12 protein-coding genes and 1 tRNA gene are annotated in these 13,324 nt (G+C 42.6%); 6 read left to right on the top strand and 7 right to left on the bottom strand.

Going from position 1 to position 13,324, the window contains the following annotated elements:
• Nucleotides 1-140: 140 nt before the first annotated feature.
• Nucleotides 141-986 carry a polysaccharide deacetylase family protein gene (locus RMX69_RS21540; protein ID WP_322638670.1) on the top strand — a complete coding sequence of 282 codons (846 nt, stop codon included), beginning with the start codon at nt 141-143 and terminating at the stop codon, nt 984-986.
• Between the two features lie 175 nt (nt 987-1,161).
• Here the strand turns inward: RMX69_RS21540 and RMX69_RS21535 are convergent, their stop codons facing one another.
• From RMX69_RS21535 to RMX69_RS21525, 3 genes are all read right to left on the bottom strand, one after another.
• The gene (locus RMX69_RS21535) at nt 1,162-1,551 is read right to left on the bottom strand and encodes an alr0857 family protein (protein WP_322638669.1); all 390 of its coding nucleotides are present in this window, start codon (nt 1,549-1,551) and stop codon (nt 1,162-1,164) included.
• Nucleotides 1,552-1,567: 16 nt separating this feature from the next.
• Nucleotides 1,568-2,074, bottom strand: a complete 507-nt coding sequence (locus tag RMX69_RS21530) for an HNH endonuclease (protein WP_322638678.1) — start codon at nt 2,072-2,074, stop codon at nt 1,568-1,570.
• Between the two features lie 114 nt (nt 2,075-2,188).
• Nucleotides 2,189-2,440 (bottom strand): hypothetical protein, encoded by a 252-nt coding sequence (locus tag RMX69_RS21525; RefSeq protein WP_289795858.1) that lies wholly within the window; start codon nt 2,438-2,440, stop codon nt 2,189-2,191.
• A gap of 71 nt (nt 2,441-2,511) precedes the next feature.
• On the opposite strand from RMX69_RS21525, the gene RMX69_RS21520 reads away from it, so the two are divergent.
• The 3 genes from RMX69_RS21520 to RMX69_RS21510 all read left to right on the top strand — a co-directional run bounded on the left by RMX69_RS21520 (nt 2,512) and on the right by RMX69_RS21510 (nt 6,318).
• Nucleotides 2,512-2,847, top strand: coding sequence for a hypothetical protein (locus tag RMX69_RS21520; protein ID WP_094347436.1), 336 nt, complete (start codon nt 2,512-2,514; stop codon nt 2,845-2,847).
• 856 nt (nt 2,848-3,703) lie between these two features.
• A complete protein-coding gene (locus RMX69_RS21515; protein WP_322638668.1) occupies nt 3,704-5,722 on the top strand; it encodes a GAF domain-containing sensor histidine kinase in 2,019 nt (672 codons plus the stop codon).
• A gap of 8 nt (nt 5,723-5,730) precedes the next feature.
• Nucleotides 5,731-6,318: an SRPBCC family protein gene (locus tag RMX69_RS21510; RefSeq protein ID WP_289795860.1), complete on the top strand. Its 588-nt coding sequence runs from the start codon at nt 5,731-5,733 to the stop codon at nt 6,316-6,318.
• A gap of 104 nt (nt 6,319-6,422) precedes the next feature.
• On the opposite strand, the gene RMX69_RS21505 is transcribed toward RMX69_RS21510, so the two are convergent.
• Nucleotides 6,423-6,495 (bottom strand) — tRNA-Glu (locus RMX69_RS21505).
• 326 nt (nt 6,496-6,821) lie between these two features.
• Between RMX69_RS21505 and RMX69_RS21500 the strand changes: the two genes are divergently transcribed.
• Nucleotides 6,822-8,741, top strand: a complete 1,920-nt coding sequence (locus RMX69_RS21500; RefSeq protein WP_322638667.1) for a cation:proton antiporter — start codon at nt 6,822-6,824, stop codon at nt 8,739-8,741.
• A gap of 246 nt (nt 8,742-8,987) precedes the next feature.
• On the opposite strand, the gene RMX69_RS21495 is transcribed toward RMX69_RS21500, so the two are convergent.
• Together RMX69_RS21495 and RMX69_RS21490 are read right to left on the bottom strand one after the other, a co-directional pair.
• On the bottom strand, nt 8,988-9,620 hold the full coding sequence (locus tag RMX69_RS21495) for a cytochrome b N-terminal domain-containing protein (RefSeq protein WP_289795862.1): 633 nt from the start codon (nt 9,618-9,620) through the stop codon (nt 8,988-8,990).
• Nucleotides 9,621-9,720: 100 nt separating this feature from the next.
• Entirely contained in the window at nt 9,721-10,416 is a 696-nt protein-coding gene (locus RMX69_RS21490; RefSeq protein WP_289795863.1) for an esterase/lipase family protein, read from the bottom strand.
• A 615-nt stretch (nt 10,417-11,031) separates the two neighbouring features.
• Between RMX69_RS21490 and RMX69_RS21485 the strand changes: the two genes are divergently transcribed.
• Nucleotides 11,032-12,507, top strand: a complete 1,476-nt coding sequence (locus RMX69_RS21485) for a hypothetical protein (RefSeq protein WP_322638666.1) — start codon at nt 11,032-11,034, stop codon at nt 12,505-12,507.
• Between the two features lie 377 nt (nt 12,508-12,884).
• On the opposite strand, the gene petJ is transcribed toward RMX69_RS21485, so the two are convergent.
• Nucleotides 12,885-13,229, bottom strand: coding sequence for a cytochrome c6 PetJ (gene petJ, locus RMX69_RS21480; protein WP_289795865.1), 345 nt, complete (start codon nt 13,227-13,229; stop codon nt 12,885-12,887).
• Between the last annotated feature and the right edge of the window lie 95 nt (nt 13,230-13,324).

The following is a 13,324-nucleotide window of genomic DNA, read 5'->3' as shown; positions in this document are numbered from 1 at the left end:
AGGGACTTGCGTGAAAATAAAGTACCAATAAACTGAGTGTCGAAACCCTCCTGGCTGGGACACTATTAACCTGCAGATCCCTAAACCCTTTGAAAAGTCAAACTACAGCTTATGATTGGGTAAATCTTTAAAAGCCTGACGTGACAGACAACTACCTTAAGCGACAACAGATAATTAGTATTGTCGCGATCGCCTCTAGTATTACAGCTTGTAGTATTCCCCCAGGTATCTCCCCACAATCGGGGTTGAACCAGCCAGTAAGCAAAATCCATACTGCACTTCAAGATCCAGCAAAGGGCCAAATTAATGCCCAGCTACCACCATCAGGCAAAGTAGAAAACCCTATCTTTACAGTCCCAGCTAAATTTCAGGGAAAAACAGTTTATAAGGTGCAGCCCAGCAGCAACGAAAAGGTTATTGCTCTCACCATTGATGATGGGCCTTGGCCAAAGACAACCCTAGAAATGCTGGATATCTTGAAGCAAAATGATGTTAAAGCCACATTCTTTTGGGTAGGACAAGCTTTACAAGCAAATCCTGACCTAGCGAAGCGTGAAGTAGCTGAGGGACACGCCATTGGCAACCATACTTGGCATCATTGGTATCGGCGAATGGATGAAGCTACAGCCAAAAGTGAAATTGATCGCACAGCGGATCTGATCTACAAAACTACAGGAGTCAAAACTTCTTTGTTCCGTCCTCCTGGAGGCTTTTTAAACAACGGACTAGCCGCTTATGCCAAAAGCCAAAAACATGCTGTCATTATGTGGTCGCTAACTTCCGCTGATACCGATCCGCACGCCAAACCACAGGCATTTGTAAATAATGTCCTGAAAGGCGCAAAACCTGGTTTCATTGTTTTAATGCATGATGGTGGTGGCGATCGCCACAGAACTGTAGAAGCTTTGCCACAAATCATCAGTGGACTCAAACAGCAAGGCTACCGATTTGTGACAATTCCTGAACTACTAAAAATGGCTCAATAAAGGGTGAGAAATTCTCCTCACCTGATTTTAGATTTTAAATTTGGGATTTTGGATTACTCAATCCAAAATCCCAAAATGTTTGTTCTCGCAGCGTCTCCAAGAGTTACCCCCGAATTTCAACGTGAGAACAAATCTAAAATCCAAAATCCAAAATTGAGTCACCCAACTATTTCGTTTATTCACTCATGACAGAAGCACAAGATTGAGCTTCCTGCCAAAGTTTGTGCAAAAAGAACTCAGTGCGATCGCTCATAGTGGTGACAAACACACCGACAGAATCCTTAGAACTAGCTGATAGCCAAGAACCCCGCAGGGTGACTTCCATATATTCGGCATCGCACGCACAAAGGGCAATGATTTCTCTGTCATCTCTTTTTACCTCAGACCTCAGTACTTCTACTCCTGGTAAATCAACAGGAAGCAAAAAGGAAGCGGTAGTGGGTTCAATGCACAAACTTTGCCCAACTCGCAGGGCTAAAATCACTCGTTGCGCTACCCATTCTTCTAGCGACAGAGTGACACATTCCAAATCAAAACTGCTTTCAGTGTAAGTTAATTTCAGCATTCCTTATGCTCTCCTGTTATTCCAGGTTTGCTTGCATATCTATCCAAAACTGTTCAGCAAAAGAAATCGCGGGGTGGATTGGCGGTTTTGGTTTGGTACGCAGTTGCATACCAACTTCAAACAGGGTGCGATCGCCTTTACGGGAGTTACATCTTTCACAAGCTGCGACTACGTTATCCCAAGTGTGAGAACCGCCTTTAGAACGCGGCATCACATGATCTAGCGTTAGATGTTTGCTGCTGCCGCAATATTGGCAACTGTGATGGTCTCGTCGCAATACTTCTCGCCGATTCACTGGCGGAACTTTCCACATCCGCTCATTAGAAGTGATTGTCAAGCGAATATGTTTTGGCACATCAATTACCAAACTGGGTGAGTGAACTTGCCAGCCGCTTTCTGTGGTAAAACCCAGCGGTTGCGCCTTGTTGGTTACTAACAGCACAATCGCCCGCTTGATATTGACCCGACATAGTGGCAAGTAATTTTGAGAAAACACCACCACAGATTGCTCTAACACTTGCATTGCGTTCGCGCCGCGCATGGAAGATATCGTCACAGCTTAACTCCTTATAAAAAAACCCCCGCTTCAAGTTTTCGGTGAAGCGGGGGTTAGAATTGACCGGAAAATCTTCTGGTCTCATATCGGTACAGGATTCTTTTGCCTGTAACCCCCGCTTTGTTGATTTAGTTGTGGTTTTGCAATTAGTGCACTAATGCCTACATACTTATAATCATCATTGCCCTCTGTGATTTGCCCATGATTCCGGCTACCATCGCCCATAAATAAATACTCCACTTCCATAGCAGCTAATTCCCAATTGGTTCGGCAATTGGTAGCGCACAAAATTGAAGTAGAGATGGGGTAAATGGATTTCACAGAAAATTTCACCTATTGAACATTCCTTTAAACATACTACACTTGTATTACTATCCTGTCTATACCTTTAAGGAGAAAAACTGATGCATACGATCGCTCGCACCCCAACCACCGATATGGAAGTTACCAGCATTCGCCTAGAACGGGAACTCAAAGATAAACTCAAAGAAATAGCTGGGAATCAGGGATATCAAGCTCTGATCCGAGATATCCTTTGGAATTATGTCCAGCAAAAATCAGGTGAGTGGAAGCCTCGATTTTCGCGATCCGACATTCGAGCTAGCATAGCTGCCACAGCTCAGCAAGAAGAACGCTGTGTACTTACAGGTCAACTAATTCAACCCCAAGAACCAATGTTGTTAGGACTAACGAGGAATGGCGATATGGTTCCTCTGAGTGTCGAGAGCTTGGCTGGATAAACTTCGTCCATTTTGTTTGAAACCTGTTGTAGAACGGGCATCTAGCCCGTCCTACCAGCAAGGAGTACAAAATGCTCTTACTACTTTTAAAAATATTGTTCTGAAAATAGATGTGGTTTCGTTTTATATTCAGACGAATGCAGCCCAGTTATTAGTAAAAATAACTGGGCTGCATTCAAAATTTAGCCAGAAATGCCGCAATCTCTGATCGGCAAAAATTTATTTAAATTTAAGCTCTACTCCAAATTTCTACCACAGGTTGAGAGCAAAACGCTCAGGAATTCCCTACCACAGTTACACTATCGTAGTTCTGAACACGAGTGTGTCTCGTTGCGCAGCCTCTCGTAGAGAAGAGAAGCCTACACTGCAAGAGTAACCTTTTCCTGCCTCCTTTACTTTTATTGATATTTTACTGAGAGTTACGGAGATCAAAGAGTAGCTTGTTAAACCTACTAGTTGTTTCAAGAAATGTAATAAAGCTTTATAAAGTAAGTTGCGTAATTTTACGTGATATGAAGGGTAATTTTCCTGTAATTCCAGAGAAATTACGGTTTATGTATACTTACAGACAGGATAAAGTTAGTGCATTATTTCAAGATAGAACAGTTAAAAATAAGCTAACTTAAGCATTTATAGGATATCTTAAGTATTTTATTACTTATGTACCAATGTAGCAATTTGCTTGATGCAGTGGAAATTTGGCCATCTGAGATAGAAAAGGGCTATAACAGGTGAGAGAAAGTATTCACACAAAATTTGTCAATTATCAGGGTGTAGCAACACAACTAACGGTGAAGAATATGCCAAGAGGTTGGGTGCAAGAACAATGGGGTTACTATCCAAGGGCGTGCCAAAAATGAAAAAGCCTTTATCATCGCCGCCACATTACATAGATGACATAGATCGACTACAACCTTACCAAGTCAAGCTGATGCAGCATCAGGAAGAACCTGCCCGCGAGTTGGTACAAAAAATTAACCAAATCATTGCTAATAGCTCTGCTACGGCTTTGATGCTGCAAGAGATTGCTCAATTGCTAGGAGTTGCTTTTCAAGTAGATTGCTGCTGTTTGGTTTCAGTGGCGAATGAGACATCAGACGAAGCAACTACTACTAACTGGTGTGCTGATGAGTATCTAGGGTTGCCGCACCCAGAAGAAATGTTTTCGATGGAACAGTTGCTTATGCACTCCCCAGTGCTGCAATGCGCTGCCCAACCATTGACTATTGAAGACATTTCCATAATTCAGAACAGTCTGGTAATTGGGTGTCAATATTTGCCACTACCGATAAAAGCGGTTTTGGCAATTCCCACTCGGTTTGGTGGCAATAATAATGGAGTGATTAATCTGATTAAATTCCAACCTTATGAATGGAGTGAATCAGAAAAACAATTGCTCAAAGAAGTGGAGTCGGCTTGCGCGATCGCTTTTTCTGGAGTGGCACAAGCTCAACAAATTGCTCATCAAGAGCAATCCCTGCAAAAAAGCAACCAGCATCAAAGCTTGATCAAGCAATTAACTATATTGAGTCGTAGCAACTTGGAGCTGAATCAAATGCTCCAGTTAGTTATCACTTCGACAGCCGAATCTCTACAGGCAGATCGGGGTTTGCTCATATTACTAAAATATACAGATCCACTATTTAAGACTCAAGCTAAAAAACAAATCCCCAAAGCGAAAGCTAGTGTAATCGCCCAATGGGCTAGAGAAACACAAAATTCTGGTACTAGTAAACCAGACACCTTAGCTCAGTCTTTCTTGATTTCAGACTGCGGTTTATGCCAGCGTGCCTTCATGGATTCTGGAAAATCAGTAATTTTCGATGACTATACAGATCAAAACGATACCTTGACAGCTGCTCCATTATTTGCAATAGAGGAATTGCCTGCGGTACTTTTAGTGCCATTGGAAAGTCAAGGCAAAATTTTAGGATTCTTGGTGCTACAGCAAGCTGTGATTCGCAATTGGCAGCCAGAAGAATTAAATCTTGTGGAAATGGTTTGCGCCCAAGTGAGTAACGCCATAATTCAGTCACAGACATTGCGCCAAGTGCAAATGTTGGTAGATGAACGGACGGCGAAACTACAGAGTAGTCTAGAACTCCAGGCAAAATTGCATGAAAGAACACGGCAGTATGTTGAGCAGCTACGGAAACTTAATGAACTCAAAGATGAATTTTTGAGTAACATGAGCGATCGCCTACGCTATCCTTTGACAAACATGCTGATGTCAATAAAAAACTTGCGTTTGCCAGGAATAGCGCCAGAGCGTCAGGGTAGATATCTAGATATTCTTGAGCAGGAATGTTCAAAGGAAATCAACTTGATTAATGACTTGTTGACACTCCAAAAGCTAGAGTCGCCTCACGAAGCCCCGCAATTAGAATCTATAGATTTAAATACTAGAATTCAAGATATAGCAGCATCTTTTGAGAAAAAACTTGGCGAAAAAGGATTAAAATTTTCTATAGATTTGCCGGAAGAATCGCTCAAACTGCAAACTGAACTGGAGAGTTTTGACCGCATCCTGCAAGAATTATTAACGAATGCCTGTAAATACTCAGAGCCTGATACAATAGTCCGCCTTGAAGCGGCTCACCGAGTCGATCAGCAAATCGATCAAGTTATCATGAAGGTGACTAATACAGGACGTGCCATCTCTGAAGAAGAAGCGACCTACATCTTTGATAAGTTCCGTCGGGGAAAAGGGCGCTGGACTCCAGGGACGGGCTTGGGACTTGCTTTAGTCAAGTCTTTAGTGCAGCATCTGAATGGAGCGATCGCTGTTGAAAGTCTCCCAATTTCGGATTCTGAACAGAGCGAAATTTGCTTCACCTTGACTCTGCCCCAATTTTCTGACGAAAGCAAACCATAATTCTGAAAGTGACTAAAAAACAGAACACAACAGAGAACCCTGATTTGCAGTCTTCCACTGATGACACCAACCCAGAAGGGGATTTGCTTGCTCAGGTAGAAGTTCAAATTGAGAAAATAGCAGAGCGACAGCGGCAAATCAGTGCTAAAGTCCAAATTCCCCACCCAGTGGAGCAAATCTGGAAGGTTCTGACAAATTATGAAGCCTTACCTGACTTTCTACCCAACCTCGCCAAGAGTTGTTTAATCGAGCATCCCGATGGTGGAATTCGACTGGAGCAAGTAGGCTCCCAACGCTTACTGAATTTCAACTTTTGTGCGCGGGTAGTTCTAGATTTGGAAGAATGCTTCCCTAAAGCAATCAATTTTCGCATGGTAGAGGGAGATTTTAAAGGCTTTTCTGGGAGCTGGTGCTTAGAGCCTTATTCTTTCGGTGAGTATATAGGAACAAATCTGTCCTACACAATTCAAGTTTGGCCTAAACTCACTATGCCAGTGGGAATTATTGAAAATCGCCTGAGCAAAGATTTGCGGTTAAATCTTTTGGCTATTCACCAACGTGTAGAAGAACTAGCCAGCAAAGAGCCGTATGCATAACAACAACTAAACCATCATTCAGGATATTCCTGGATGATGGTTTTTATTGCTAGATTTCAAACAAAAAAGCTTTTGCTTTTTATTGTTTTTTTATTGTTTTTAAGTACCCCCAGGGGAATTCGAATCCCCGTTACCTCCGTGAAAGGGAGGTGTCCTAGGCCTCTAGACGATGGGGGCATCGGACTCAGACCTTTTATAAGTTAACCAATTTCCTTGCCTTTGTCAACAGGTTTTGCCAAAAAAAGTTTGTGGCAGCTAAACTGGGTGGAAGCAAAAGCTTGAAGAAGATACAAAGATATGGAGACAGATAAAAAAGTCCGTTGATGCTTCTGTGGTCAGCCACAGGGTGCGTCAGCGTTGAGTATGGGGAATTTCGGGGTATACACATATCTAAAAAACGCTGAAGACAGCAAAGAACAAAGGGTATGATGTTGTACCCTGTAAAGTTAATATCTACGGTTTTTTACAAGAGATTTTGAAATAAATCGCTCAAAATCTACAATATGGAAGCATCTTTTGAAATCACCATACAGATGGCGATCGCTGTCTTTGCAGGCATTAGCGCCCAAGTGCTGGCTGCATACCTCCGTGTACCCAGCATCGTCTTGTTATTGCTGTTGGGCATTTTGTTTGGCTCTGATGGCATAGGGCTATTGCATCCCCATTCGCTAGGCACTGGACTGGAAGTTATAGTCGCCCTCGCAACGGCAATTATTTTGTTTGAAGGCGGGCTTAACTTGGATCTGCGTGAGTTAGGTAGAGTTTCAGTCAGCCTACAATTGCTCGTCACTCAAGGAACGCTAATCACCCTGCTTGGCGGGAGTATGGCTGCTCACTGGCTAGGTGAATTTCCCTGGAACATAGCTTTTCTCTATGCTTCCATAGTCGTGGTGACAGGCCCAACCGTCGTTGGCCCATTGCTCAAACAAATCAATGTAGATCGACAAGTGGCAACACTTTTAGAAGGAGAAGGGGTTTTAATTGACCCTGTAGGGGCTATCCTCGCCTTCGTTGTCCTCGATACGATTTTGAACGGCGATGCTGACCCCATCAATGCGATCGTCGGTTTACTTATACGTCTGGGTGTTGGTGCAGCAATTGGTGGTGCTGGCGGTTATCTGATGAGTTTGATTTTCAAACGCGCCAGTTTTCTGTCATTTGAGCTAAAAAATTTAGTGGTGTTGGCGATACTTTGGAGCTTGTTTACCTTATCGCAGATGATCCGCAGTGAATCGGGAGTCATGACAACAGTAGTTGCAGGGGCAGTCTTTGCTAACTCCTCAGTCCCGGAAGAACGTCTGTTACGCAGCTTTAAGGGTCAGTTGACAATTCTCAGCGTTTCGGTGCTATTTATCTTATTAGCTGCTGACCTATCCATTGCTAGTGTGTTTGCTTTGGGTTGGGGTAGTTTATTCACTGTTTTGGTACTAATGTTTGTCGTTCGCCCGATTAATATCTTGTTGTGTACCTGGAACAGTGACTTAAACTGGCGACAAAAACTGTTTTTAAGCTGGGTTGCTCCGAGAGGAATTGTTGCTGCCTCTGTAGCTTCTTTTTTTGCGATTTCGTTGACACAGCGGGGCATTAACGGCGGTGATTCCATTAAAGCTTTAGTTTTCCTCACTATTATCATGACTGTTGTCTGCCAGGGGCTAACAGCTGGCTGGGTTGCTAAATGGCTACAAATCACCTCCAAGGACGTAACTGGGGCAGTAATTGTGGGTTGTAATCCCTTGAGTCTTGTGATTGCTCGTTTCTTTCAAGAACGGGGAGAAAACGTGGTGATGATTGATACTGACCCCGAATGTCTTGTGCAAGCCGAGGCACAAAATCTCCGGGTTATTGCCAGCAGTGCGTTGGATGCTGCGGTTTTAGAAGAGGCAGGACTTGCCTCTATAGGTACTTTTTTGGCTATGACAAGTAATGGCGAAGTGAATTTTGTTTTGGCTCAACGAGCAGCTGAAGAGTTTAAACCCCCGCGAGTCTTAGCTGTTTTTCCGCGCGATCCGCAAGCGAGTACCTCGACTAGTAATAAAGTTAATCAAGCTTTTATTCCAGACTTAGCAATTAAAACTTGGAATGAATATTTGAATGATGGACGAGTGAAGTTGGGGACAACTACGCTAGATGAGTTGGAATTTTCGACTCAATGCGATCGCATCCAAGAAAAGATTCGGACTGGGGTGTTGATACCGCTATTGGTAGAACGAGCAGAACGCTTACAAGTAATGCCAGCTAACCAAGATTGGGAAATTGGCGATCGCATTATTTATCTGTTACATGACCCCAGGCCTAGCCTTTTAAAACGCTTATCTGGTGCCACCCAATCCACTCCCCTCTCTCTAGAAAAGTTACCAGAGGTTGAAGACCTATCCCTTGCCCAATTATCTCAACTTTCTACTAGTGAGGCTTCTGGGGGATGAGGGGATTGGGGCAGCACTTCGGCTACGCTCAGTGACCGGGGGCAGGGGAGAAAATGTTGTAATTTCCCAGAATTAGAGCAAATAAATTTATTTATGCTTAATGTTAAATATTTATTTCGAGATGCATAGCACAAGAAATAATGCATCCAAGATCAGAGCAAATAAATTTATTTATGGCGTTCTCCCCTCTGCTCTCTGCCCCCCGGTCACTGAGCGTAGCCGGAAGTGCTGCCTCCTTTCCTCTTATCACCCTTGAGAAGGAATAAATTCGCTTTCTGGTTTTGGCGCTTCTTGATACATTTGCCATTCTTGCCAGAGTAAAGCAGACAAATGTACTATGGCGAGAATTAGTGTCGCTACCGAAATCAGATAACTGTGGATTGTGTAAAGGTGTTCGACGGTAATTGTGTTAATGGCTCCACCACCAGTCAGGATTTCGCGCAGTTGCCCACCAATCAAAGGAATGGCTTCGATGGTTCCTAGCTCAATGCTAAAACGCCAGTACCCTTCCTGAGTCCAATCTAAAATCATCGCTGTCCAATCCAACCCGATCGCACTTAGGGTTAACAAAATCACACTAATCCAAGCAGCCAGCCAACTCTTGCGAAATTGCCGACCTAAAAACATCACTACAATTTGAATGAGAGCGATCGCAATTACCCCATTACCAGCAAGATCATGCGCTCTCCAAAACAACCAGCCGTATGGCAGTTGTGTATTAATCATCTTCAATGAGTTATAAGCTCCGCCTGCTGTCGGTTCATAGTAAAAAGAAAGCAAAATTCCGGTAGAGATATAAATTAAACACAGAGTCAAAATCACGACTGATAATATCGTCGCTATTCGTCGCAAAATCTTATCGAACTGGGTGCTTTGCATAGCTCACCCCTCCTGTTCTTAACTAAGTATTTATTCTTATTACGATTTTAGCTAAGAAATTTTAATAGTTTTTACTTTTCTTATATAAAAATAAAGTTTTTTAAATCAAATACTGTACCCAAGCTTTTAAGGGTTCTGGTGAGCCATACCAAATTCCAGGACTTCTAGGAGAATGCTTGACACCTTCAATCACTAGATTTTCCGCCCCCTCCAAATGAGCAGCTTCAATGGGCGTAATACCATCTCCCCAAGTGTTACCCTTACCACAAGTTAATTGGTAACTACTGTAAGCTAACCAACTACCAGGCCACCTTTTCCCAAAGATAGTTTTGCCAGCCACACAAACGTAACGAACGTTTTTGTAAAACGCTCCTGGGTAGTGATTGGTGACAAAATCTAGATTGGAACGTGTCCAGCGTTCTTGGCTAATATGAGGTGTACCCAAGGTTATGAGATTAGCAACCAAGGGATGTCCTTGCCAGAGAAATGGTTTGACATCACCGCGTGCTAAATAGGGCTTTTCTCCCATGTAAATGCGGGATATCCAACCTCCGGCTGAGTGACCAATTAAGTTAATTTGAGTAGCATTATGTTGCTGCAATATACCCTTGATCGTGCGATCGAGTTGTTGCAAAATCGATATTACGGGTCTTACTCCCAAAGTGGGGAGCCAGTCACGCCGTCGCAGTGGCACTGTAACTGTGGGAAAATTTAAGTTTTGTAGGGATTGTTCTAGTTGGCGATAAGCGATCGCACTTTCTAGATATCCAGGCAAGATAACTGTCGGTAACGGCATTTGAAATTTTAGATGCAATGATTGAGAATTTGAACTTTTTTGACGAACAACGTAGTCATATTCAAGAGCTAGAATTGCGATCGCCTGACTCACTCCTTGGAGAAAAAACCAATAGCTTTGGTGGAATTTAAGGCTAGAATGTCAATAAAATTGTACAATTTGCAACAGTTTTAGGGGCTGCCGATGTGGTAGTATTTTCAAATAGGGCCCAGTCTCGGACAAACACGTGTGTCATCTGTTACAGAAGTGTAGTTGACTGAAAAACAGTTGAAAAACAAGGTAACTTCGGCAGATGTTTTGATGTATTCAAACTTGTGCGTCTACTTAAACTTTATAAAACTCCCAGATATTAATTTTAATTGTGTGTGTCATAACAATAAAAAATCAAAAGTAGTAATTTTTCAAATACCTCTTTAGCAGACTCAAATTTTGAAGATATGATACAGCGTCATTAGATTAATTAAAAACTTGAATAAATGGCAATTTTGGCGTTTTGATTGCCAGCAGAGGAAGTTATTATTTCCTTATGAAGAACGCATATTTTGCAAGATATTGCAATATCGAAAAGAGAAAATCGCTAGTCAACTGCAACTGAGTGAGTGAACGATAACAGCTATGTCTTACGTCTCCCTGCTGAAAAATATACCAGACCTCTTAAGCCAGCCAATTGGGATAGCGGCAATTGCTTCCCTTGGTATCCACGGTGCGATCGCCATGATCGTACCATTGATGCCGATGGAGTCTAACAAGCCCAAAGAAACAGCATCATCCAAAACAGTCGGACTTTTGGAATTGAGCCAAGCTGACCAAAACCGTTTGCCGCAAAGCACCCCCCAAATTGGTTTACAACAATTACCTCCAGTTGCCCCACTTGCTGCTCCAAACTTTAGCCTCCAACCGGGATTAACCCCATTAGCGCCATCGCCATCCAGCCAGATGGTATTACCTCCGCTACCGGCATCATCAAATAACTATCGAGTCTCTTCCTTGCCTACAAGGCAGTCTTTGCGGATGATTCCGAGTGATAATTTGCGGTTTGACGCGTCTAAATTTGATAGTTCTAAATTTAATACCAGCGCTAGATTCTCTCAACCAGTTCCTCGTGTAAATGTGAATGAGAGTGTCCCCAAATACGAGCCACCTAAGCCGCTAGCTGTAAATAGGTTGCCAGAATTGCAGTCGCAGCAAATACCTGCGGATCTTCTGCGCAATCCCCAGCCTCCAATCTTATCTGAGACTACACCCGTTGCAACAGCACAGGTAAATCCGACTTCGCAGCCAATGACGCAACCAATTCCTAATGCGTCGTCTACAATTGCTCAAAACCCGCTGATAAATTCTCTAAAACAAGCTCCAAGGAATGGGGATACTTTAATTGGAACTAGGGGAAGCACGCTACAAACAGCTGATTTATCACCGAAGGGAACTCAACAGGCAATTGCACAGCTAGACTCTTACGCCAACCTGAGAAAGGAAGTCCAGCAACAATACCCCAACGCTGAACAAAAACCAGTCATCCGTCAAACATTATCCACGAATAAGTCAAATCTTGAAGGTGCTGTTTTAGGAGTATTGGTTGTAGATCCTGATGGTAAGGTCTTAGATATCAAATTTCAAGACAAGTTAATTTCCCCAGAATTGCAATTAAAAGCAAGGCAATACTTCAACAAGCAATCCCCCAAGGGGGATAAACAGATTAGTTCCTATCCATTCAACCTACGTTTCCAAAACAGCACGAGCAATCTTACTGGGACTACTCAAGAGCAAAACCCCTCGTCATTATCTGCACCGGGAATCAATAACAATCAGATTACCCCCTCACCAGCAGCTACTTTTAAACCATTACCTGATTTACAAATCAGAAATAATCCGCCTACATCCTTACCAGCAGCTACTCCCAAACCATTATCTGAACTGCAAATTAAAAATAACCAGTCTACGCCTTCATCGGCAGCTACTACTTCTGAACCTTTATTGTTGCCAAAAATCAATCAGGGTCAGTCTACATCTGCTGCTGAATCAGATAAAAAATTAGTAGAACGGTTGCGCGAAGTCAAGGAAAACAGACAAAAGTCTAATCCAGAAAAATAATCGCCCGTTGATGATTTTGGATTCAGGTAGGGGTAATTTATCTAGATGCATTTGCAGCGTCTGATAAAAAAGCCTACCTGAAAATCATTCTTTTCGACTATTTTTTGTATAAGTCCTGTTTAAAATACAATACGTTTGGGTTAAGGCTAAAACTCTTTGTCAAAGTCAATTTTTTTAACGAACCACAGAGGCGCAGAGGGCACAGAGAGAAGAAATGCTTAACTGAACTGTATTGCGTTAAAAGCTTCCAAGAAGGAAATGCACTGAGGGATTTCCAACAAATAAATTCTCCAATGTTTTGGGGTGAGCGTCTAACTAAGCTATTAACGAAAGATAGGCAAACGCTCACCCCAGAAAAACTATACAGTATAGCTACTTTACCAACCTTGTTCTGCATTTTGAAAAACGTAAGCAGCTACCTCCAGAATCTCCTCAGAACTTAACTTGGCTTTAAAGGCAGGCATAGCATTTTTACCATTTTGCACTTGGTGGATAATCGCCTCGATTGAGTCTTGATTGTAATTTTCTAGGTACTTTGACAATGCTTCCTTTTTCAAGGTTTTCTGGCTGATAAGGATGTTACCGCCACCTATATGGCAAGAAGCGCAGTTAGCCTCGAAAATTTTAGCACCGTTGGATGTTTCGGCAGCTAGTGCTGGACTAATGAATGTAAATTTGAATAGGGCGATCGCCGAAAGTAGAATTAATAAAAGTATTCTCAACAGTATTTCCTCGCAACAAGCCTCCAGCAAGAGTATAAACGCGATTAATCCCTGATTAAGTCAAATTTGATCAAAATTAGCGGTAACAAGTTCAC

This window comes from Nostoc sp. EspVER01, from assembly GCF_034530635.1.
In the GTDB taxonomy this organism is placed as follows: Bacteria; Cyanobacteriota; Cyanobacteriia; order Cyanobacteriales; family Nostocaceae; genus Nostoc.
This window is presented reverse-complemented; position numbering and strand designations above follow the sequence as displayed.